The 20,895-nt window shown below is 70.1% G+C and carries 21 protein-coding genes; 6 read left to right on the top strand and 15 right to left on the bottom strand.

The window, feature by feature from the left end:
• Positions 1-10 precede the first annotated feature (10 nt).
• The 4 genes from QM517_RS05085 to QM517_RS05070 all read right to left on the bottom strand — a co-directional run bounded on the left by QM517_RS05085 (position 11) and on the right by QM517_RS05070 (position 2,745).
• Complete coding sequence (locus tag QM517_RS05085) at positions 11-379, bottom strand: RNA polymerase-binding protein RbpA (protein ID WP_283285626.1); 369 nt, start codon at positions 377-379, stop codon at positions 11-13.
• A 109-nt stretch (positions 380-488) separates the two neighbouring features.
• On the bottom strand, positions 489-1,271 hold the full coding sequence (locus QM517_RS05080; protein ID WP_283285624.1) for a glycerophosphodiester phosphodiesterase family protein: 783 nt from the start codon (positions 1,269-1,271) through the stop codon (positions 489-491).
• Positions 1,268-2,260, bottom strand: a complete 993-nt coding sequence (locus QM517_RS05075; protein WP_303655435.1) for an SPFH domain-containing protein — start codon at positions 2,258-2,260, stop codon at positions 1,268-1,270. Before QM517_RS05075 ends, QM517_RS05080 begins: the two co-directional genes overlap by 4 nt.
• A gap of 11 nt (positions 2,261-2,271) precedes the next feature.
• Positions 2,272-2,745, bottom strand: coding sequence for an NfeD family protein (locus QM517_RS05070; RefSeq protein ID WP_283285622.1), 474 nt, complete (start codon positions 2,743-2,745; stop codon positions 2,272-2,274).
• 175 nt (positions 2,746-2,920) lie between these two features.
• Here QM517_RS05070 and QM517_RS05065 point away from each other — a divergent pair, with 175 nt between their 5' ends.
• Together QM517_RS05065 and QM517_RS05060 are read left to right on the top strand one after the other, a co-directional pair.
• Entirely contained in the window at positions 2,921-3,685 is a 765-nt protein-coding gene (locus QM517_RS05065; RefSeq protein ID WP_077050056.1) for an SDR family oxidoreductase, read from the top strand.
• Positions 3,686-3,687: 2 nt separating this feature from the next.
• On the top strand, positions 3,688-5,658 hold the full coding sequence (locus QM517_RS05060; RefSeq protein ID WP_283285620.1) for a S9 family peptidase: 1,971 nt from the start codon (positions 3,688-3,690) through the stop codon (positions 5,656-5,658).
• Positions 5,659-5,713: 55 nt separating this feature from the next.
• Here QM517_RS05060 and QM517_RS05055 read toward each other — a convergent pair whose 3' ends face one another.
• Both QM517_RS05055 and QM517_RS05050 read right to left on the bottom strand, forming a co-directional pair.
• Entirely contained in the window at positions 5,714-6,265 is a 552-nt protein-coding gene (locus QM517_RS05055) for an HdeD family acid-resistance protein (protein ID WP_278101562.1), read from the bottom strand.
• 79 nt (positions 6,266-6,344) lie between these two features.
• Entirely contained in the window at positions 6,345-7,262 is a 918-nt protein-coding gene (locus QM517_RS05050) for an AEC family transporter (RefSeq protein WP_283285617.1), read from the bottom strand.
• A gap of 146 nt (positions 7,263-7,408) precedes the next feature.
• On the opposite strand from QM517_RS05050, the gene QM517_RS05045 reads away from it, so the two are divergent.
• Together QM517_RS05045 and QM517_RS05040 are read left to right on the top strand one after the other, a co-directional pair.
• On the top strand, positions 7,409-8,482 hold the full coding sequence (locus QM517_RS05045) for a hypothetical protein (protein ID WP_283285615.1): 1,074 nt from the start codon (positions 7,409-7,411) through the stop codon (positions 8,480-8,482).
• 356 nt (positions 8,483-8,838) lie between these two features.
• The gene (locus tag QM517_RS05040) at positions 8,839-9,150 is read left to right on the top strand and encodes a hypothetical protein (protein WP_139340594.1); all 312 of its coding nucleotides are present in this window, start codon (positions 8,839-8,841) and stop codon (positions 9,148-9,150) included.
• A 125-nt stretch (positions 9,151-9,275) separates the two neighbouring features.
• Here the strand turns inward: QM517_RS05040 and QM517_RS05035 are convergent, their stop codons facing one another.
• From QM517_RS05035 to QM517_RS05020, 4 genes are read right to left on the bottom strand one after another with little or no spacing between them, the layout of a single operon-like run.
• A complete protein-coding gene (locus QM517_RS05035; RefSeq protein WP_283285612.1) occupies positions 9,276-10,082 on the bottom strand; it encodes an SDR family NAD(P)-dependent oxidoreductase in 807 nt (268 codons plus the stop codon).
• Positions 10,083-10,115: 33 nt separating this feature from the next.
• Positions 10,116-10,376: a DUF4190 domain-containing protein gene (locus QM517_RS05030; protein ID WP_283285610.1), complete on the bottom strand. Its 261-nt coding sequence runs from the start codon at positions 10,374-10,376 to the stop codon at positions 10,116-10,118.
• Positions 10,377-10,410: 34 nt separating this feature from the next.
• The gene (locus tag QM517_RS05025; protein WP_283285609.1) at positions 10,411-10,812 is read right to left on the bottom strand and encodes an arsenate reductase ArsC; all 402 of its coding nucleotides are present in this window, start codon (positions 10,810-10,812) and stop codon (positions 10,411-10,413) included.
• Positions 10,813-10,828: 16 nt separating this feature from the next.
• A complete protein-coding gene (locus QM517_RS05020) occupies positions 10,829-11,491 on the bottom strand; it encodes an arsenate reductase/protein-tyrosine-phosphatase family protein (RefSeq protein ID WP_283285608.1) in 663 nt (220 codons plus the stop codon).
• Between the two features lie 227 nt (positions 11,492-11,718).
• Between QM517_RS05020 and QM517_RS05015 the strand changes: the two genes are divergently transcribed.
• Complete coding sequence (locus QM517_RS05015; protein WP_283285607.1) at positions 11,719-12,279, top strand: RNA polymerase sigma factor; 561 nt, start codon at positions 11,719-11,721, stop codon at positions 12,277-12,279.
• Positions 12,276-13,040, top strand: a complete 765-nt coding sequence (locus QM517_RS05010; RefSeq protein WP_283285605.1) for a hypothetical protein — start codon at positions 12,276-12,278, stop codon at positions 13,038-13,040. The genes QM517_RS05015 and QM517_RS05010 overlap by 4 nt, the downstream gene beginning before the upstream one ends.
• 3 nt (positions 13,041-13,043) lie before the next feature.
• Here the strand turns inward: QM517_RS05010 and QM517_RS05005 are convergent, their stop codons facing one another.
• The 5 genes from QM517_RS05005 to polA all read right to left on the bottom strand — a co-directional run bounded on the left by QM517_RS05005 (position 13,044) and on the right by polA (position 20,854).
• Positions 13,044-13,811 carry an SGNH/GDSL hydrolase family protein gene (locus QM517_RS05005; protein WP_283285604.1) on the bottom strand — a complete coding sequence of 256 codons (768 nt, stop codon included), beginning with the start codon at positions 13,809-13,811 and terminating at the stop codon, positions 13,044-13,046.
• A 170-nt stretch (positions 13,812-13,981) separates the two neighbouring features.
• Positions 13,982-15,322, bottom strand: a complete 1,341-nt coding sequence (locus QM517_RS05000) for an MFS transporter (protein ID WP_283285602.1) — start codon at positions 15,320-15,322, stop codon at positions 13,982-13,984.
• Positions 15,319-16,377, bottom strand: a complete 1,059-nt coding sequence (locus QM517_RS04995; protein WP_283285601.1) for an LLM class flavin-dependent oxidoreductase — start codon at positions 16,375-16,377, stop codon at positions 15,319-15,321. The genes QM517_RS05000 and QM517_RS04995 overlap by 4 nt, the downstream gene beginning before the upstream one ends.
• A gap of 94 nt (positions 16,378-16,471) precedes the next feature.
• Entirely contained in the window at positions 16,472-18,148 is a 1,677-nt protein-coding gene (locus tag QM517_RS04990; RefSeq protein WP_283285599.1) for a DUF885 domain-containing protein, read from the bottom strand.
• 69 nt (positions 18,149-18,217) lie between these two features.
• Entirely contained in the window at positions 18,218-20,854 is a 2,637-nt protein-coding gene (gene polA, locus QM517_RS04985; protein WP_283285596.1) for a DNA polymerase I, read from the bottom strand.
• Positions 20,855-20,895: the final 41 nt, after the last annotated feature.

The raw sequence follows: 20,895 nt of genomic DNA, 5'->3' as shown, positions 1-20,895 counted from the left end.
GTGATGCGCGTTAGGCGCTGATCTTCTGATCTCCGCCGCGGCGGGAGCGCAGGAACGCGAGGCGCTCCTCCAGGAGCTCCTCGAGCTCGGGGATCGTGCGACGCTCCAGGAGCATGTCCCAGTGCGTGCGGGGTGCCTTGTCGTCGCTGTGGTCGACGGTGGCGGTGCCTTCGCCGATGCGAAGCAGAGCCTCAGCGCCGCAGGTGCGGCACTCCCACGCCGGGGGCACCTCGGCCTCGGCGGCGAAGGTGAGCACCGTCTCGCGCCCGCAGGTGCTGCAGGCGTAGGTGTGCTGGGCCCGGTCGTGGAAAACGACCCCGTCTTCGCTCTGAAGGCTCTGTGCGCCGAGTCGGATGCCTCGAAGACTGCGATCTGCCATTGTGTGGTCCTCTCGTCGGTCCCCATGTATAACGGCCGCACCTGTGCGCTTTATTCGAACAAGGGGCTCCCTGACGGGATTCACAGAGGATGCTCAGGCCACCGGGGGTTCAGCGTCCGTTCACCACGGCGAGCGCGAGGTCCGCGCGGTCGGTGACGAGCCCGTCGACGCCCAGGTCCAGCAGCCGCTCCATGTCGGCGGGGTCGTTCACGGTCCAGACGTGGACCTCGACGCCGGCGGCGTGCGCGGCACGCACGAGCCCGCGGGTGACGACGCGGATCGGGCCCTGCCGCTCGGGGATCTGGAGCGCGTCGAGGCCGCCGAGCAGCCGCCCGACCCGGCGGCGCAGGCCGAGAGCCTGTGCCGCGACGAGCCGCCCGACGGTGGCCGAGCCGGGGGACGTCGCGGGGGGAAGAGACGCGCCGGCCGTCACGGCCGCCGCCAGCGCGACGCGGCGCCGATCGTCGGAGAAGCTCGTCACGAGGACGCGCGCGGCGTGCGGGGCGACCAGCCGGCCGACGGGCTCGGCGGCGGCCTCCGCCTTGACGTCGAGGTTGAACCGGACATCGGGGAACGCCTCGAGCGCCTGCGGCAGGGTCACGAGTCCGCCGCGGTCGGCCATGAGCTCTTCGAGCTCGGGGAGGCGGACGTCGGAGATCTTCCGCGGGTCGCCGGCGACGCGGTCCAGATCGTCGTCGTGGAACAGGACCACCACGCCGTCGGCGGTGAGGTGACAGTCGGACTCGACGTACTCGACGCCGGCCGCGTGCGCCGCGGCCACGGCGGCGAAGGAGTTCTCGACGACCCCGAGCGCGGCGTCGTGCGCGGTCACGAGCCCCCGGTGCGCGAGGACGCGCGGCGGCGCGGGGGAGAGGTAGGGATGGCGAGTCATGAGCCGGCGGGGGTGGCGCTGCCACGCTCGTCGGCCACGCCCTCGGTGGGGCTCACCGCGGACTCGACGGTCGGGGAGTCCGCGGTCGCCGCCGCATCCGGCTGCCCGGCGGCGCGGGTTCCGAACGCGCCCGAGATGCCCTTGAGCGCCTCGGTGAACTCGCTCGGGATGATCCACAGCTTGCTCGACGCGCTGTCGCTGATCTTCGGCAGCGTCTGGAGGTACTGGTACGCCAGCAGCTTGTCGTCGGGGCGCCCTTCGTGGATCGCCGTGAACACCGCCTCGATGGCTCGCGCCTCGCCCTCCGCGCGGAGCACCGCGGCCTGCTTGTCGCCCTCGGCCTGGAGGATGGCCGCCTGCCGGCGCCCCTCCGCCTCGAGGATCTGCGACTGCTTGGAGCCCTCGGCGGTGAGGATCGCGGCGCGACGATCCCGCTCCGCGCGCATCTGCTTCTCCATGGAGTCCTGGATGGAGACGGGCGGGTCGATGGCCTTCAACTCGACCCGGCCGACCCGGATACCCCACTTGCCCGTCGCTTCGTCGAGCACCACCCGGAGCTGCCCGTTGATGTTGTCGCGACTGGTGAGGGCCTCTTCCAGGTTCAGGCCGCCCACGACGTTGCGCAGGGTCGTCGTCGTCAGCTGCTCGACGGCGCCGAGGTAGTTGGCGATCTCGTACGTCGCCGCGCGGGCGTCGGTGACCTGGAAGTAGACCACCGTGTCGATCGAGACGACGAGGTTGTCCTCGGTGATCACCGGCTGGGGCGGGAACGACACCACCTGCTCGCGCATGTCGATGAGCGGTCGCACGCGGTCCACGAAGGGCACCACGATGTTCAAGCCCGGCAAGAGGGTCTTGTGGTAGCGACCCAGCCGCTCGACGACCCCGGCGCGGGCCTGCGGGATGATGCGGATCGCCCGGAAGATGGTGACGATCGCCAGGATCGCGACGGCGATCGCGAGCGCCCAGCCGATCGCGGTGGGAAGCAGATTGTCGGCGTTCACGGTGTGGTCTCCTGCCCTCGCGCACGGACGACGGCCGTGGCGCCGTCGATACGCGCGACCTCGATGTGCGCCCCCGGGTGCAGACGCGTGTCACCGTCGCTGCGGGCCGTCCACACGTCGCCGTTCGCGAGCTTGACCTGCCCCGCGACCCGCGAGACGGTCATCAGCACCTCTCCCTCGAGGCCGAGGAGCGCTTCGACGTTCGAGGGGCGCGTGTCCGCGGAGCGCTGCAGGCGCTGGAGCATGCGCGGTCGGAGGAACACCACCAGAGCGATCGCGGCCGTCGCGGCGATGATCACCTGCACCCACAGCGGCGCGCCCCCGAGGTCGGCGACGAGCCCGACGATGCCGCCCAGCGCCAGCATGAGGAACGTCAGCTCGACGGTGAGCATCTCGATGACGAGGAAGACCAGGATCAACAGCAGCCAGAAGATCCAGGCGAACGTGTCGATGGTGGAGAGAACGTCCATTTCGCACCTCCTGTGCCCGAACGTAGCACGCGCCCACGGGGCCGAGGCCGGATGCCGCGGACCATCCCCGGGACCCCCTCCTCGGGCTCGCGGCATCCCGGTCGGTAGGCTGGGGTCTTGTCGTGTCCGCCGGCGTCGGCGGTCGGCATCCGATCTCGAACCATCAGGAGTTCCCGTGTCCCAGACCCTCCCGTCCGGCTCCCTGAGCGGCAAGACCGCCCTCGTCACCGGCTCGTCGCGCGGCATCGGCGCCGACACGGTGCGCTACTTCGCCGAGGCCGGCGCGAACGTCGTCATCAACTTCCGCAACAAGGCCCCCCGCGCCGAGAAGCTCGCCGCGCAGCTGCGCGAGCTGGGCGTCGAGGCGCTCGTGGTCGGTGCCGACCTCACCGACCCGGCGTCGGTGCAGGCGATGTTCGACGAGGTCGAGCGGACGTTCGGCGGTCTCGACGTGCTCGTCCTCAATGCCTCGGGCGGCATGGAGTCGGGCATGGCCGAGGATTACGCGTTGAAGCTCAACCGCGATGCGCAGGTCAACGTCCTCGAGTCCGCGCTGCCGATCCTGCGCGAGGGATCGCGTGTCGTGTTCGTCACGAGCCACCAGGCGCACTTCATCCGGACGACGCCGACGATGCCGGAGTACGAGCCCGTGGCGCTGTCCAAGCGTGCCGGCGAAGACGCCCTGCGCGAGCGCATCCCCGCCCTCGAGGAGCGCGGGGTCGGCTTCACGGTCGTCTCGGGCGACATGATCGAGGGCACCATCACCGCGACGCTGCTCGAGCGTGCGAACCCGGGTGCGATCGCCGCGCGCCGCGAAGACGCGGGCAAGCTCTACAACGTCGCCGAGTTCGCCGCCGAGGTGGCGCGTGCCGCCCTCGACCCGGTCCCCGCGGACAACACCCGCCTCGTCGGAGACACGGACTCGTTCGGAGGGGAGTGAGCATGCGCGCCCACGACATCGAGACCCTTGTGTCGGTCGGGCGCCCCGCGCTCGCGTCCGACGGTGCCTTCGCCGTCTACGCCACATCCCGCCCCGACATCGCGGCCGACCGCGCCGTGGGGCAGCTGTGGCGCGTCGACCTGCCCGACGGCACGCCGCGCCGCCTCACGCGCGGTGTCGCGGACGGCGCGCCGCGGCTGTCGCCCGACGACTCCGCGATCGCGTTCCTGCGCGCCGACGCGCGCGGGCGCGCACAGGTCTTCGTCGTCGCGGCCGCGGGCGGCGAGCCCGTGCAGGTCACCGACCAGGCCGGGGGAGTGACCGACCTGTCCTGGTCGCCCGACGGCACGCGGGTGGCGTTCACGGCCCGGATCGTCGAGCCCGGACGCTACGGAACGGTGGAGGGCCGGGATGCCGCCGCCGAACCGCCGCGGCGGATCACCGGCATCCGCTGGCACGCGAACGGGCACGGCTACCTGGATCGTCCCGCGCACCTGTTCGTCGTGGACGTGCCCGCGACCGACGCCGAGCCGTTCTACGAGCCGGCGCCCGACGTCGTCACCCCCGAGAAGCGGATCGTCGCCGCCACCCCGCTCCAACTCACGGACGGTGCGACGAGCTGGTCGGGTCTGGCGTGGACCGCGGACGGACGCGAACTGCTGAGCATCCCCGATGTGATCGAGGATCGCGTCCCGGACCTGCGGTCGCGCGTCGTCGCCGTCTCGGTCGACGGCGCGGGGGAGCGCGAGGTCGTCGGCACCGCGGCGAATCTGTCCGTGGACGAGGTCGCGATCGCCCCGGACGGCGCGGTGTTCCTGCGCGGCAACGACGTCGGGCCCTCGGGCGTGGACTTCGTCGCCCCGGGTACCGCCGTGTGGCTGCTGGAGGACGATGGTCCGCGTGCGCTCACCGACCCCGAGACCATCGACCTCGGCGAGGTCGGCTCGCACCTGTCGTTCGCGGGCGATGACGTGCTCGTGCAGGACCGCACCCGCGGCCGCGTGCGCCTGCTGCGCGTCTCGCGTCAGGCGGACGCCGCCGAGGTCGTGGGCGGCGACGTCGAGGTGACGGGGCACGCGTCCGCCGGCGGGCGCATCGTCGCCGCGGTCGCCGCGCCGACGTCGTTCGGCGAGCTCGTCCTCGTCGAGAATGACACGTGGCGCAGCCTCACCGACCACGGCGGACCGGCCCGCGAGAAGAACATCGTCGTTCCCGAGGAGCGCGAGATCGCCGGACGCGACGGGTACCCCGTTCACGGCTGGGTCGCCGTCCCCGAGGGCGAGGGGCCGTTCCCCGTGATCCTGCAGATCCACGGCGGTCCCTACGCGTCCTACGGCATCCATCTCTTCGACGAGACCCAGGTGCTCGTGGATGCCGGCTACGCGGTGGTGTACAGCAATCCGCGGGGGAGCGCCGGATACGGCCGTGCCCACGGCCGCTCGATCCGTCAGGCGATGGGCACCCTCGACTACTTCGACGTCATCGACTTCTTCGATGGCGTGGTCGGCTCCGACCCGCGGCTCGACGGTGGGCGCGTCGGCATTCAGGGCGGGTCCTACGGCGGGTACATGACGGCGTGGATCATCGCGCACGACCACCGGTTCGCCGGGGCGATCGTGGAGCGCGGATTCCTCGACCCGACGGCGTTCCCCGGCTCGAGCGACATCGGCTCGTTCTTCGGTCAGGAGTACGTCGGCACCGACCCGGCGCGGATCGCGGCGCAGAGCCCGATGGCGGTCGTCGATGAGGTGCGCACGCCCACGCTCGTACTGCACTCGGAGCTCGACTACCGTTGCCCGCTCGAACAGGCGACGCGTTATTACTCGGCGCTGAAGCTCAACGGCGTCGAGGCCGAGATGCTCGTCTTCCCCGGCGAGGATCACGAACTCACCCGCGCCGGTCGTCCGCGTCATCGCGTGCAGCGGTTCGACGCGGTCCTGGAGTGGTGGGCGCGGCACCTCCCCGTCGCCTGAACGAGAACGAGGGGCCTGGATGCCGCGGCATCCAGGCCCCTCGTCGTTCGCTGTCTCAGGCGACCTTGCCGAACTGGATCGCCCGGACGATCTGGAACACGCCCAGGACGATGAGCGAGGCGCCGATCAGGATGAAGAGCGTCACTGCGCCCAGCAGCGGCGAGAACAGCAGGACGATTCCGGCGACGATGCTGATGATCGCGAAGAAGATCGTCCAGCCGCGTCCCGAGCCGTGGCCGAGCGTCGTGAGCGAGACGACGCCCTCGATGATCCACAGGATGCCGACGAGCGTCCCGATGAAGACGCCGAACCAGACGGTCGTGGCGGCGAGGTTCGCGAACGAGAAGATGCCCGCGGCGATGAACAGAAGGCCGAGCACGATGTAGCCGATCCGGGCCCAGCCGGCGCGGAAGAAGATGCCGATCCCGATGTTGACCAGCCCGGCGATGATGACGTAGACCGCGATGATGGCGACGGCGACCTGGGCGCTGCGCCCGGGCCAGAGCAGGATCAGCAGACCCACGATCAGTGAGATCGCACCGCTGACGGCCAGAGCCGTGCGCACAGCCCGCAGGGCGGGAGTACCGGACGAGGTGGAGGTGGTCATGGCGAGCCTTTCCTGGGTGAACGCTGAAAGCTTCGAGCCCCACCCTAGACCCTGGGGTGAACGTCGTGGGGGAGCGGTCTCAGCCCAGTAACAGGGCGACTCCGAACAGCACCGGGAGACACCCGAGGGTGGAGATGAACACGACGTCGCGCGAGAGGATCTCGCCGACCCCGTAGCGCTGTGCGAAGTTGAAGACGTTCTGCGCCGTCGGGAGCGCCGCGAGCGTCACGACGATCAGAACCTGATCGGCCGGCAAACCGAACGCGAGCGCCACGCCCCACGCGATCACCGGCATCGCCACGAGCTTGAGCGTCGACGCGATGATGACGTCGACGCGTCGCCCGGGCTCGGTCAGCACGCGCTGTCCGTACAGCGACATCCCGTACAACATCAACAGGATCGGCACGCACGCCGCGGCGAAGAACGCCAGCGGATCCATGACGATGGGCGGCAGGTGGATGCCGAGCACCGCGACGAGCACGCCGAGCGCGGAGCCGATGAGCATCGGGTTCTTCGCCGTCTGCGCGAGGATCCGCCGCGGGGAGCGGGAGCCGGAGGTCGCGGCATCCAGGATCCCCAGGGCGATGGGCATGAGGACCAGCAGCTGGAACAGGATCACGGGCGCCGAGTACGCCGCGTCGCCCAGCATGTAGAGCGAGATCGGGATGCCGATGTTGTTGCTGTTCACCTGGCCCGCCGACAGCGAGCCGATGACCGTTTCGGCGGTACGGCGGCGCAGCACGAATCTCGACACCAGCGCGTACCCGAGGATGATGATCGCCGCGGTGATCATCGACACGGGGAGAAGCGCGGAGAACAGCGTCTTCACGTCGGCGCGGGCCAGTACGACGAACAGCAGGAACGGTGACAGGACGAAGAACGTCAGACGACTGAGCACCGGGCGGGCGTGCGGCCCGAGCAGGTCGATCCGCGCGATGACGTACCCGACGACGACGGCGAGGGCGATGACGGCGAAGCCGGTGAGGATGCCGCTCACTCGGCGGCTCCCGGGCATGCCCGCGCGCCGCGGGGGCGACGTCGCGATTCCATCGAGCCGAGCCTACCGGCGCGGGAGACGAGGTGCTGTCGGTGGCCGGGGTGTCAGGCCGTGCGTACGGCAGGGGCTTGGGTTAGCGTCGAGTCGTGACTACCGACGCGGATTTGAGATACGTCGTCGGTGGAATGTCAGTGATGGAGGATGCCCGCTTCATACTTCGCAGCATGCATGCCTCGATTCGATACGGTGAAACACAGTCGCATGTGCCGGCGCTTGCATTGCTTCCTACGTTCGGTCTGGCCACGCATGAATCTCGCAGGTGGCTAGCGCAGCACCATCCAGATGCCGCCGCGGCGCTGCCTGAGCAGGGACGTGTTCTGATCGAGACGATCCGGAATACGTCGAAGTGGGTTGATGGCGTCCGCGGCAAACCTGATATTGCCCTCGACAGGTTCCGTTCGGTGGTCGGCCATCACAGAACATTGTTTTACGGGAAGGCGCGCTACAAATGGGCGCAGCGTTGGGAGACGGATCTCGGAGTATTTCGGTGCGGCGGGGTGGACGTGCTGAACACTCACACTGTGGGCTTGCTCATGGGGGATTGGCTCGATCCACGAGATCCCTCTGAGTCGGGACCCGCAATACGTGACGCATCATCGAGTATGTCGGCTCAGGCGAGTGCCCTCGTGGGTGACGATCCAATTGCTGACGGTTCCTTCATTGACGCTCTGCCGCCCATCACGCTTCACGACTTTCGTAGCGAGCGATACTATTCGGACATGCCCGTCCCGACAGCAGAGGGATCAGGTGGGTACACCCACTTGATTCGGAATTCGCTGGCGTGGCTACGATTAATGCGGGCGAGCAACGACGACGAACGTGGAGCGGTCTTTAAGTTTCGATTCGTTGGCTTGTATCATGCCGCCTCCGCACTCCAGAGTTTTCGTATTCCTGTTCCGTCTGAAGTCGAGCTCTTTCTTGAGGTGCCGACTGCGCGCGCATTGCGGAACGCCCTCGTTCACTACAGTCCGCACCACGACAGCCCGCGAGGGGCTCTCGACCCGGAACGCCCAAGGGCAGCGCTGGTCGAGCACGCTTATAACTCGTCGTTCGACGATATCGAGGCCAGTTTGGAGCGCCTCATCGTCGAGCTGCACATGCAGATCGACAGTCACGTCCGTGGCCTCGAGGAGATACGGCGGAAATCCCGACGCCGTTGACGGCGTGTTTCGACGCTGGTGCCCGGATGAGACATAGCCGATAATGCACATTATGTCAGTTTGGATCGGGAGGACACCGAACACCGTGCGTCGCGCTCCCCAGTTGTAGACTGCGCCTCGACCGGAGGGTTCATTGTCATCGGTACCGCTCAGGCGATGTTCGGCGTCGTGCTCGTGGTCCGCTCGCGCCGAATTCTCGACATGCTTCGTCGGAGATTCGCGGAAGACGGCGCCGGCCTCCGGCGGTGGATGGTCATCGCGTGGGGGTGTGTGGGGATCCTCATGTCGTGCGCGGTCTTCCTCATCGTCCTCCTGGGCATCTGAGCGCAGGGAGTCCTCGCGGCTACGCTGACCGGATGAGCTCCCCCCGACTCCCCCGCGACCGTCGACGCACCGCGTCTATCGTGCTGTCGGCGATCTCGCTGACGGCTCTGACCCTCATCCTGCTCTGGACCTTCGGTCTGAACGCGACGGTGTCGGGTGCGTCGAGCATGGTGGTGCTCCTCCCCATCGCGGTCTTTTGGTTCTCTTCCGTGATCTGGGGGATCCTCGGCTTCATCGCGCTGGGGCTGGGCGCCACCACGTCACGCCCGACACTCCCCTGCCTCCTCGCCGTGGGAGTCCTCCTCGAGATCGTCGTGGGGTTGCTCCTGATCTCGTGGCTCTGACGTGACGTCGACCACCCATGCCACGACCGACGTGGTGCGCCGCTCGGCCGGCGGGCTCCGCGTTCCCCTCGGGGGCTCTCCCCCCCCCCACACACACACGCGGGTGACTTCGCGCGCGCCGGGCGTCAGCGGATCCACTCGGAGGTCACGCCGATCACGCGCGAGCCGTCGAGATCGCCGAGCGAGAGCCCTGCGAACCGGACCGCGGCCTCGGAGGTCTGCCACCGGAACTTCGGGGTGTCGGTGACGGCGGCTTCGATCACGGTCTTCGCCGCGTCCTCCGCCGCCTGCGCCTGCGCGAACGACGCGGTCGTGCGCTCGATGTACGCGTCGAGCTGCGCCTGGTACGGACCGCCGTCGTAGCGATCCACCGACGCGGTGAACGACGGCGCCACGGCCGCGGGCTCGACGATCGCGACGTCGATGCCGAAGGGGGCGACGACCGGGGCGAGCGACTGCATGAGCCCCTCGACGGCGAACTTCGCACCGCAGTAGGCGTCGGCGAACGGCTGCCCCACCGCTCCCCCGACGCTGGTGACCGTCACGATGCGGCCGTACCCGCGCTCGCGCATGCCGGGCAGGACGAGGCGCGTGAGCCGCGCCACGGACAGGTAGTTGGTGTCGAGCTGGGCCTGGAGGTCGGCATCCGAGAGCTGTTCGAGGGTGCCGACGGCGCCGCGCCCAGCGTTGTTGACGAGGACGTCGACGACGCCCAGGTCGGCGATGAGGGCTGCTGCGGCGTCGGCGTCGGTGACTTCGAGGGCGCGGATGTCGAGCGTCACCCCGGCCGCGTCGGCGGCGTCGCGCAGGGCGTCGGCGCGGGAGGTGTCGCGGACGGTCGCGACGACGGAGAGGCCGGCCTGCGCGAGGCCGACGGCGGTGTGCAGACCGATGCCGCTGGAGGTACCGGTGACGAGAGCGATTCGGGTCATGGCACGACCCTAGACCCGACCACCGACGTGGCGTCAGGCTGTGTGGCCGCCGATCACGGTGAAGAAGACGCTGAACCACAGGATCACCAGGAGCAGCGTGGCGGCCGAGCCCAAGGCGCCCAGGATCATCGCCCAGCGCGCCAATCCGGTACCGGTTTCGACGTTGCCGGGGCGAGCGAGCTGGTTCCGGGCCAGGATGCCGAGGACGAGCCCGGCGATCGGGACGACGAAGGCCGCGATGAAGCCGACGAGGGCGAGCGTGTTGGTGCGCGGGGGTGCGGCGGGCGCGGTCATGGGCTGAGCGTAGCGGTCCCGCGGCGCCGCGATGTCACTCCCCCGTGAGGTCGCCGATCAGCGCCTCGACCCGGCCGCGGATGTCGTCGCGGATCCGCCGGACGGCCGTGGCATCCTGTCCGGCCGGATCGTCCAGCTGCCAGTCCTCGTAGCGCTTGCCTAGGAAGATGGGGCACGCGTCGCCGCAACCCATCGTGATGACCACGTCGGACTCGCGGACGGCATCCACCGTGAGGATCTTCGGGGTGTTCCCCGCGATGTCGACCCCCTCCTCTGCCATGACCTCGATCGCGACGGGATTGATGCGGTCTTTCGGCTCGGAGCCCGCCGACAGCACGTCGACGCGGTCGCCCGCGAGGTGCTGCAGATAGCCCGCGGCCATCTGGGAACGGCCGGCGTTGTGGACGCACACGAACAGGACGGTGGGACGCGACATGGGTTTTCCTCGGGGGTCAGGCGGCGCGCACGTGCGGCAGCAGGGCGTCGATGCGGTGGGAGATCTCGTCGAAGGCCGACTCGAAGGCGTCGTGGGTGCCGATGCGGACGGGGTCGGGGATCGACCAGTGCAGATCGGTGGATGCCAGCGACTCGCGGGCGCGATCGCACACGGTGATCCGCAGGTCGGCGGGGCGCGTGATGTCGTCGAGCGTTCGGGGGCGGGCGTCCGCCAGGTCGAGTCCGTGCGCGGCGGCGACGGCCACGGCCCCCGGGGCGACGCCCTCGGCGGGCAGGGTTCCGGCGGACGCGACGTCGATCGACGTGTGCGCGCGCCACAGGTGCTCGGCGAGCTGCGACCGGGCGGAGTTCGCGGTGCAGACGAACACGACGCGCGGGACGACGAGTTCGACGTCGCCCGTCTCGGTGCGCATCGCGTCCGTGACGAGACGCACGTAGCTGCGGCGCCCGTCCCCCTCGGATCGGCGACGCTCGATGAGGCCGGCGTTCTCGAGCACTTTGAGATGGTGTGCCAACAGATTGGATGCCAGCCCGAGCCGCTCCCCCAGCTCGTGCGGCGACAGGTCGCCGAGGGCGAGCGCGTCGACGATCCGCAGGCGCGCGACGTCCGCCAGCGCGGCATGGCGCGCGGCGCGGACGGCGAGCGGCGAAGATTCCATTTGCTCAATAATCGTTGAGGTACTTGTGCGTGTCAACTCGAGGGGCTCGACGGAGTCGTCCTGATCCGAACGCCCGTCGGTGTCATCGGCGGACGGTCCGATAGGTTCGGGCCGTGACGTCGCGTCCGATCGTCGCCACCGCGGTGGCCGTCGTGCTCGACTGACCCGCCGCACCGCTTTTCGGACTGCTCGCGTAACGCGCCCACCTCGACCGGACATCACAGAGCATGGGGAACCTCGACAGCGACGCCGACCTGTGGCGCGACGCGCTCGCGGGAGACGGCGACGCGTTCGGTGCGGTGTTCGATCGGCATCGCGACCGCGTCTACCGACACTCCTACCGGCTGGTCCCGCACGTCGCGGACGCGGAAGACGTCCTGGCGGCGGCATTCCTGGAGCTCTGGCGCCGCCGAGGTGCCGTCCGTCTCGTCGACGGATCCGTCCTGCCCTGGCTGCTGCTGACGGCGACGAACTGCGCGCGGAACCTGACGCGCTCGCGTCGCCGCTATCAGTCGGTCCTCGACGCGCTGCCGCGAGACGCCGTGGTCGTGGATCCTCCCGCGGACCCTTTGGACGCCGTGCTGGTTGCGGCCGTGGCGCGCCTCCGGCCCCGCGACGCCCGGCTTCTCGCGCTCGTGGCCCTCGGCGACCTCGAGATCGCCGATGCGGCCGCGCTCGTCGGTCTCACTCCGGGGGCGGCGCGTGTCCGTCTCCACCGCGTTCGCGCTGCCCTGCGGCAGGACCTCGGCGCCGACACCCGGACCGGGTATCTCACGGAGACATCATGAACACCCCCGAACTCTCCCCCGCCTTCTCCTCCGCTCTGCGCGCGCACCTGGTCGCCGAGGCTCGCTCCCCCCGTCGTCGACGCCGGCGTTGGGGGGTGTGGGCGGCGGGAGCGACCGCGGCCGTCATCCTCGGCGGAACGTCGGCGGCCGTGGCATCCGGGGTCCTCCCGCTTCCCGGTGCACCCCAGGACACCGCTCTCGGCGTGGAGCGGTCGGTCGAGGGAGGGGGGACGGGCGCTCTCGACCTCGGTCCGGTACCGGACGGCGCCACCGACGTCGCGCTCACGCTGCAGTGCCGGGACGCGGGCACGTTCGATCTGCCCGGTACCGGGTCGGTGGTCTGCACGGAGCCCGGCGACAGCGCCGCATCGTGGACCGTCGCGCTGGATGCCGTCGACCCGGCGAACCTCCGGGTCGCCACCGACGCCGGGGTCCGCTGGTCGCTCGCCGGCCAGTACGTGTCGCGCGAGACGCGTCCGCTCGAGACCAATCCGGACGGACTGACGTTCGGGTCGATCATGGCAGGCGAGACCCCCGATCTCGTGGCGGTCGTCGCGACGAACGGGCGCGAGGGCTACGTGCGGCGGACCGAACTGGAGGACGCGGACGGGACGACGGCCGCGCGGTCGTTCCACTCCCCCGCCGACGCGCTCGCCTGGCAGGAGGAACGGGGCACGACGTCGATCACGATCCCGGTCTACGCCTCGGACGGGCGGACGGTGCTCGGCGATTTCGTCGTCGGCGGTGGCGGCCCGCGCTGAGGATCAGGACGCGCGCGGTGTCAGCTCGGTCCAGCCGCCGCCGAACTTCGCGGCGCGGCCGTCGCCGGACGACGTCCCGGTCAGGCGGCGCCGCACCCAGGGGGCGACGTGCTCGCGGTAGTAGGCGGTGCCCTTCAGGCGCGGGATGTCGGGGATCTCGGGGAGATGCCACCACTCCGCCGGCGCGGCGAGGCCGACGGACTCCAGCACGCGCGCGGCCACGCGATGGTGCCCACGGGCGTTCATGTGGAGCCGGTCGACGGACCAGAACTCCGGTCCCGCGAGCTCGCGGTCGAACCAGTTGTAGGCCGTGACGACGTCGGGCCGGGAGCGGATCATCTCCTCGACCGCGTGCGACAGGCGGTCGCCGCGACCCTGGACGACCTGCCCGAGCGGAAGCCCCGCCGACGGATTCGCGCCCGAGAGGACGATGAGCTGCACGCCCTCCTCGTCGCACCGACGGAGCACGTGCTCGAAGACGTCGACGATCCGGCTGATGCCCGTGCGCGGACGCAGCATGTCGTTGCCTCCGCCGTTGAACGACAGGTGCGTCGGCTTCAGGGCGAGGGCCGGTTCGAGCTGCTGGTCGACGATCGGCTGCACGAGCTTCCCCCGGATCGCGAGGTTCGCGTACTGGATCGGTTCGCCCGTGGCATCCGCCCATCCCTGCGCCGCGAGGTCGGCCCAGCCGCGGACCGTCCCGTCGGGGAGTTCGTCGCCGACGCCTTCGGTGAACGAGTCGCCGATCGCGACATAGCGCACGGATGCCATCCCGCCAGCCTACGCGCGCGGGAACGCCCCGGACGTCGAACGTGGATGCCAGGGTTTGGGGCGCGATCCGCGCTTTGGGGCGGAGAATTCACGCCCCAAAGCGCGAAATACGCCCCAAACCCGACGAGCAGGGGGGGCCGAGGCCGGGAGCAAGACCCGGGTCTCGGGCGTCAGCCCTCGGCCAGCGCCCGTCCGCGCTCCTCACGGAGGAACAGCGCCGCGACCACGGCGACGGCGAAGAACGCCGCGAAGACCACGAACAGCAGCGGGGCGCCCCCGAGGCCGAGCAGCGGCGGCACGCTCAGCGGGGCGACGATTGAGGCGATGCGACCGACTCCCGCAGCCCACCCCGAGCCCGTGGCCCGGAGGGGCGTGGGATACGTCTCGGGGGTCGCCGCGTAGAGCGCCCCCCAGGCGCCGAGATTGAAGAACGACAGCGCCATCCCGGCGGCGATGACCGCGACCTCGCCGGAAGCCGTTCCGAAGAAGACCGCGGAGACGGCGGAACCGGCGAGGAAGGTCGCCAATGTGGCCCGGCGACCCCAGGCCTCGATGAGCCAGGCCGCGACGGCGTACCCGGGAAGCTGGGCCAGCGTGATGATCAGCGTGAAACCGAACGAGCGGACCAGGTCGTATCCCTGCGACACGAGGATCGTCGGGATCCAGATGAACGCCCCGTAATACGAGAAGTTCACGCAGAACCACAGGAGCCAGAGCGCAGCCGTCCGCCGCCGCAGCGGCGCGGCCCACAGAGCGCGCACCCGGGCGCGCGGCGCCCGGTGCTCCTCGCCGACCTCCGTGGCGGCGGCGGTGAACGACACCCGACCGGCGGCGGCCTCGAAGTCGCCGACGATGGCCGAGGCCTCGGCATCCCTCCCCCGGCTCGCGAGCCAGCGCGGCGATTCGGGGAGCCCCCACCGCACGAGCAGCGCGTAGGCGGCGGGGATCGCGCCGAGGGCGAACGCCCAGCGCCAGCCGTCGACGGATGCCGGCACCACGAGGTAGCCGATGAGGGCGGCGGCCGTCCACCCGATCGCCCAGAACGCCTCGAGGAAGACGATCACGCGCCCGCGCATGCGCGCGGGGGCGAACTCGCTCACGTACGTGGAGGCGACCGGCAGCTCGGCACCGAGGCCGAGACCGACGACGAAGCGCAACGCGAGCAGCGCCGCCAGACCGCCGACGAGCGCGCTCGCGCCGGTCGCGACGCCGTAGACCAGCAGGGTCAGCGCGAAGACGTGGCGGCGTCCGAACCGGTCGGCGAGCAGGCCGCCGACGCTCGCGCCGATCGCCATGCCCGCGAAGCCGGCCGAGGCGATCCACGACGCCTCCGTCGGAGCCAGCTGCCACTGCGCCGACAAGGCGGCGATGACGAACGAGATGAGCCCGACGTCCATGGCATCCAGCGCCCACCCCAGGCCCGATCCGCCGAGCACGCGCGCGTGGCGGCGGGTGAACGGGAGGGCGTCGAGGCGGTCCGCGATGCGGGCGACGTCGGTCGAGGTGGTCACCGGATGCCGGCGGTCTCGGTCTCGGCGAGCATCTCGTGCACGAGCGGGAGGACCCGCGTGCCGTAGAGCTCGATGCTCGACAGGAGCCGGTCGTGCGAGATCGAGCCGCTGGCGAACTTCAGCTGGAAGCGGGAGTTGCCGAGCGCGCGCACGGTCGCGACGATCTTGCGGGCGACCGTCTCGGGCGAACCGATGTACATCGCCCCCTCGGGACCGACGTCGTGCTGGAAGCGCAGTCGGTTGTACTCCGGCCAGCCGCGCTCACGGCCGATCGTGTTGTTCAGTTCGGCGACGCCCTCGTACGCCTCCTCCCAGGCCTGCTGGTCGGTTTCGGCGATGTGCCCGGGCGAGTGGACGGAGATCGGCATCTGCGGCTTGCCGAACTCCTCCAGCGACCGACGGTAGAGGTCGGCGAAGGGGCGGAAGCGGGCGGAGGATCCGCCGATGATCGCCAGCACCAGGCCGTATCCGTACCGTGCGGCGCGCACGACGGACTCGGGCGAACCCCCGACCCCGACCCAGGCCGTGAGGCCTTTCTCGGTCTTCGGATACACGTCCGCGTCCTGCAGGGCGGCACGGGTCCGGCCCTGCCACGACACCGGCTTCTCGTCGAGGAGCAGCGAGAACAGTTCCAGCTTCTCCTCGAAGAGCTGCTCGTAGTCGCGGAGGTCGTACCCGAAGAGGGGGAACGACTCGATGAACGACCCGCGCCCGAGGATCACCTCGGCCCGGCCGTTCGAGACGGCATCCAGGGTCGCGAACCGCTCGTACACCCGCACCGGGTCGTCGGACGAGAGCACCGTGACGGCGGTGCCGAGGTGGATGTTCGTCGTGCGGGCCGCGGCGGCCGCCAGCACGATCTCGGGGCTGGTGACGGCGAAGTCCTTGCGGTGGTGCTCTCCCACGCCGAAGAACGACAGGCCGACCTGGTCTGCGAGGACCGCCTGGTCCACGACGTTCCGGATGGTCTGGGCGTCGGTCTGCAGGCTCCCGTCGGGGCCGCGGGAAATGTCTCCGAAGGTGTCGAGACCGAGCTCGAGCGGACGATCGTTCATTGCGTCTCCTTGCATTCGGATGAATGAACTTTATGCCCCCCGGCGGTATTCCCGAGAATCGGGGCGCCTCCGCGCAGAGACGCCCCGATTTCGATCACGCGGATGCCAGAGCCGCGCGCAACGTGTCCAGACCGACGCCGCCGATGCCCAGCGCCTTGGTGTGGAACGCCTTCATCGAGAAATCGGCGCCCTCGCGCTCGCGAGCCTCGTCGCGCACCTGCTCCCAGATGCGCTGGCCCACCTTGTACGACGGGGCCTGGCCCGGCCAGCCGAGGTACCGGTTGACCTCGAACTTCACGAACTCCTCGGGCATGTTGACGTTGCGCAGCATGAACGCGAGCGCGTAGTCGTGGTCCCACACGCCCTCGCCGTCCAGACGCGGCTTGCCGAGGTGGACGCCGATGTCGAGCACCACGCGTGCCGCGCGCATCCGCTGGCCGTCGAGCATGCCCAGGCGGTCGGCGGGGTCGTCGAGGTAACCGAGCTGCTCCATGAGGCGCTCCGCGTACAGCGCCCAGCCTTCGGCGTGACCGCTGGTGCCGGCGAGGAGGCGGCGCCACGAGTTGAGCTGCCCGCGGTTGTACACGGCCTGCGCGATCTGGAGGTGGTGACCCGGGACGCCCTCGTGGTACACGGTGGTCAGCTCGCGCCACGTGTCGAAGCTGTCGACGCCCTCGGGCACCGACCACCACATGCGTCCGGGACGCGAGAAGTCGTCGGTCGGGCCGGTGTAGTAGATGCCGCCCTCCTTGGTGGGGGCGATCATGCACTCGAGGCGACGGATCGGTTCGGCGATGTCGAAGTGGGTGCGACCCAGCTCCTCCACCGCGCGGTCGCTCGTCCGCTGCATCCACTCCTGGAGGGCTGCGGTGCCGTGGAGCTTGCGCGAGTCGTCCTGCTCGAGGAACGCGACGGCCTCTTCGACCGTGGCGCCGGGGAGGATCTCGTTCGCGATGGACTCCTGCTCCGCGACCATGCGCGCGAGCTCTTCCACGCCCCAGTCGTACGTCTCATCGAGGTCGATCGTCGCCCCCAGGAACTGCCGCGAGTGCAGCGCGTACAGCTCGCGGCCCACTCCGTCCGTGTCTCCCGCGGCGGGCGCCAGCTCCGACGTCAGGAAGGAGGCCAGGGCGTCGTACGCGACGCGGGCGGCACCGGAGTTGTGATCGAGATCGCGTGCCAGCGACGCGGGAAGCTGCCCCTCCTCGGGAGCGGCGTCGCCGACGAACTCCGCGAAGAACCCCGTGTCCGAGGTGTAGCGCGCGATCTGCGTGGCCACTTCCGCGACCTGACGACGTGCGGGCACGACGCCGTTCGAGATGCCCTCCCGGAGCGTCGCGATGTAGCCGTCGATCGCGCCGGGGAGCGCCTTGAGGCGGGTGGAGATCGTCGACCAGTCCTCGACCGTGGCGGTCGGCATGAGGTCGAACGCCTGGCGCAGGTCCTGCGCGGGCGAGGCGATCACGTTCACGTCGCGCAGGTGCGTCTGCGCCGCGTGCAGCTCGAGGTGGAGGTCGAGCTCGCGGCCGAGGTCCATCTTCGTGACCTCGTCGACGGCGTCGACGGGAGTGGCGTTGTCGAGGGCGGCCTTCGTCGCGCGCGCCTGGTCGGCGAGCTCGTTCGCGCCCTCGGGACTGTAGTCGCCGAACCGGTCGTTGAACTCGGTGCGTCCGATGTAGGTCGCCAGCGTCGGCAGACGCTCGGCCAGGGTGTCCACCCACGCGTCGGCGATCGTGTCGATCGGCGTGGGAGTGCGTTCTGAATCAGTCATGAGTCGAGCCTAGGGAAGGCCCGGGGGCCTGACCACCCGGGACGACCGAACGCCGCCCCGGGTGCGAGGTCAGTGGCCCGCTTCGTCCCAATCGCCGCCGCGGCCGATCTGCACGTCGAGCGGGACCGACAGGTCGGCGGCGTCGGCCATGCGGGCGCGCACGATCCCCTCGACGGAATCCCACTCCCCCGGCGCGACCTCCACCACGAGTTCGTCGTGGATCTGCAGCAGCACCCGCGAACGCAGCCCCGCAGAGGCCAGCTCGCCGCGGATGCGGAACAGGGCGATCTTCATGATGTCGGCGGCGCTGCCCTGGATGGGGGCGTTCAGCGCCGCGCGCTCCGCGTTCTCGCGCAGCACGCGGTTCATGCTCGTGAGGTCGGGGAACGGACGACGGCGCCCGAAGATCGTCTCGGTGTAGCCGTCCTGACGGGCCTGTTCGACCGAACCCCGCAGGTAGTCGCGCACCGCGCCGAACCGCGCGAAGTACTCGAGCATGAGCTGCTTCGCCTCGGACTGCTCGATGCGCAGCTGCTTCGAGAGGCCGAACGCCGACAGGCCGTAGACCAGGCCGTACGACATCGCCTTGACCTTCGTGCGCATGGCCGGAGTGACCTCCGACGGCTCGACGCCGAAGACGCGCGACCCGACGAACCGGTGCAGGTCTTCGCCGGAGTTGAAGGCCTCGATGAGGCCCGGATCGCCCGAGAGGTGCGCCATGATGCGCATCTCGATCTGCGAGTAGTCGGCGGTCAAAAGCGTCTCGTAGCCGTCGCCGACCTCGAACGCGGCGCGGATGCGACGGCTCTCCTCGGTGCGGATCGGGATGTTCTGCAGGTTCGGGTCGGTGCTCGACAGGCGCCCGGTCTGGCTGCCGGTCTGCACGTACGTGGTGTGGATGCGGCCGTCGGCGCCGATCGCCGCGTCGAGGGCGTCGATGATCTGCTTGAGCTTCGTGGCCTCCCGGTGACGCAGCAGCAGGTCGAGGAACGGGTGGTGGGCGTTCTCCTGCAGATCCGCGAGGGCTGCGGCATCCGTGGTGTACCCGCTCTTGGTCTTGCGGGTCTTCGGCAGCTGCAGCTCGTCGAACAGAACCTCTTGCAGCTGCTTCGGCGACCCGAGGTTGACCTCGTGTCCGATCGAGGCGTACGCCTGCTGAGCGAGCTCGTCGGCACGCGCGGCCAGTTCGCCGGAGAAACGCGACAGCTTCTCGTGCGACACCGCGACGCCCGCCAGCTCCATGTCGGCCAGCGCGGTGAGTGTCGGCAGCTCGATGTCGTCGAGGACCTCCGCGACACGGTCGGGCAGATCGCCGCGCTGCGCGTCGGAGACCCGGCGCACGTACCACGACAGCTGCCCGGGCGTGGCGCCTTCGGTCTCGGGCACGAGCTGCGTGGGATCGGCCTCGGGAAGCTTCTCGCCGAGGTAGCGGTCGACGAGGTCGGCGAGCGTCTTGTCCGGGAAGCTCGGCCGCACGAGCCAGCCCGCGAGGATCACGTCGTCCACGATCCCGCCGACCTCGACGCCGGAGCGTGCCAGGGCCTTCAGTTGGGGCTTCGCCCCCGCGAAGGCCTTCGGGGCATCGGATGCCAGCCACCCCGCGAGCGCGTCGCGCACGGCGTCCGACCACTCGGCCTCGGCCGCGGCCGTGTCGGTCGCGAGACCGATGCGCGTGGGGGCGGCCGCGAGCAGATCGACGGTGACGCCCACGGTGCCGGTGGCGGCGGCGGCCCAGTCCGCGAGACCGGCGCCGTCGAGGACGGCGGCCGTCGGCGCCTGGGCGGTGGGCAGCGCCGGTTCGTCGGCGACGGGGTCGGCACCGAACGCGTCGAAGACACGCGGGAGGAGGGTACGGAACTCGAGCCGCGCGAAGATGTCGCGCACTCCCTGGGCGTCGATCGGCTGCACCGCGAGATCGGCGGGCGCCTTCTCGAGCTCGACGTCGCGCAGCAGGCGGTTGAGCGCGCGGTTGCGCTTCACGTCGTCGAGGTGCTCGCGCAGGTTGTTCCCCGCGACGCCGGTGATCTTGTCGGCGTTCTCGAGCAGCGTCTCGAGCGAGCCCCACTGGGTGAGCCACTTCACCGCGGTCTTCTCGCCCACCTTGGGGACGCCCGGGAGGTTGTCGCTCGTCTCGCCCACGAGGGCCGCGATCTCGGGGTACTGCGCCGGCGGCAGGCCGTACTTCTCGATCACGGCGTCGGTGTCGTAGCGCTTCAGCTGGGACACGCCCTGCACGTTCGGGTAGAGCAGGGTGATGTCGTCGTTCACGAGCTGGATCGTGTCGCGGTCGCCGGAGCAGACGAGCACCGAGAACCCGGCCTCGGACGCCTCGGTGGCGAGGGTCGCGAGGATGTCGTCGGCCTCGACCTCTTCCTTGGTCAGGACCGCGACGTTCAGGGCTCGGAGGCACTCCTGCAGGAGCGGGATCTGTCCCTTGAACTCGGCCGGGGATTCGCTGCGGTTGGCCTTGTACTCGCTGTACTCCTTCGTGCGGAAGGACTGCCGCGACGTGTCGAACGCCACGGCCAGGTGGGTCGGCTTCTCGGCCTTCACGAGGTTGACGAACATCGACAGGAAGCCGTAGATGCCGTTGGTGTGCTGGCCGTCCTTCGTGGAGAAGTTGTCGACGGGAAGGGCGTAGAACGCCCGGTACGCCAGCGAGTGGCCGTCGACGACGAGGAGAGTAGGCTTTTCGGCATCCGTCACTCGTCCAGCGTAACGAGAACCACGGACACTCCCCCGGCCCC

The sequence above is a fragment of the Microbacterium sp. IEGM 1404 genome (genome assembly GCF_030056775.1).
GTDB lineage: Bacteria > Actinomycetota > Actinomycetes > Actinomycetales > Microbacteriaceae > Microbacterium.
This window is presented reverse-complemented; position numbering and strand designations above follow the sequence as displayed.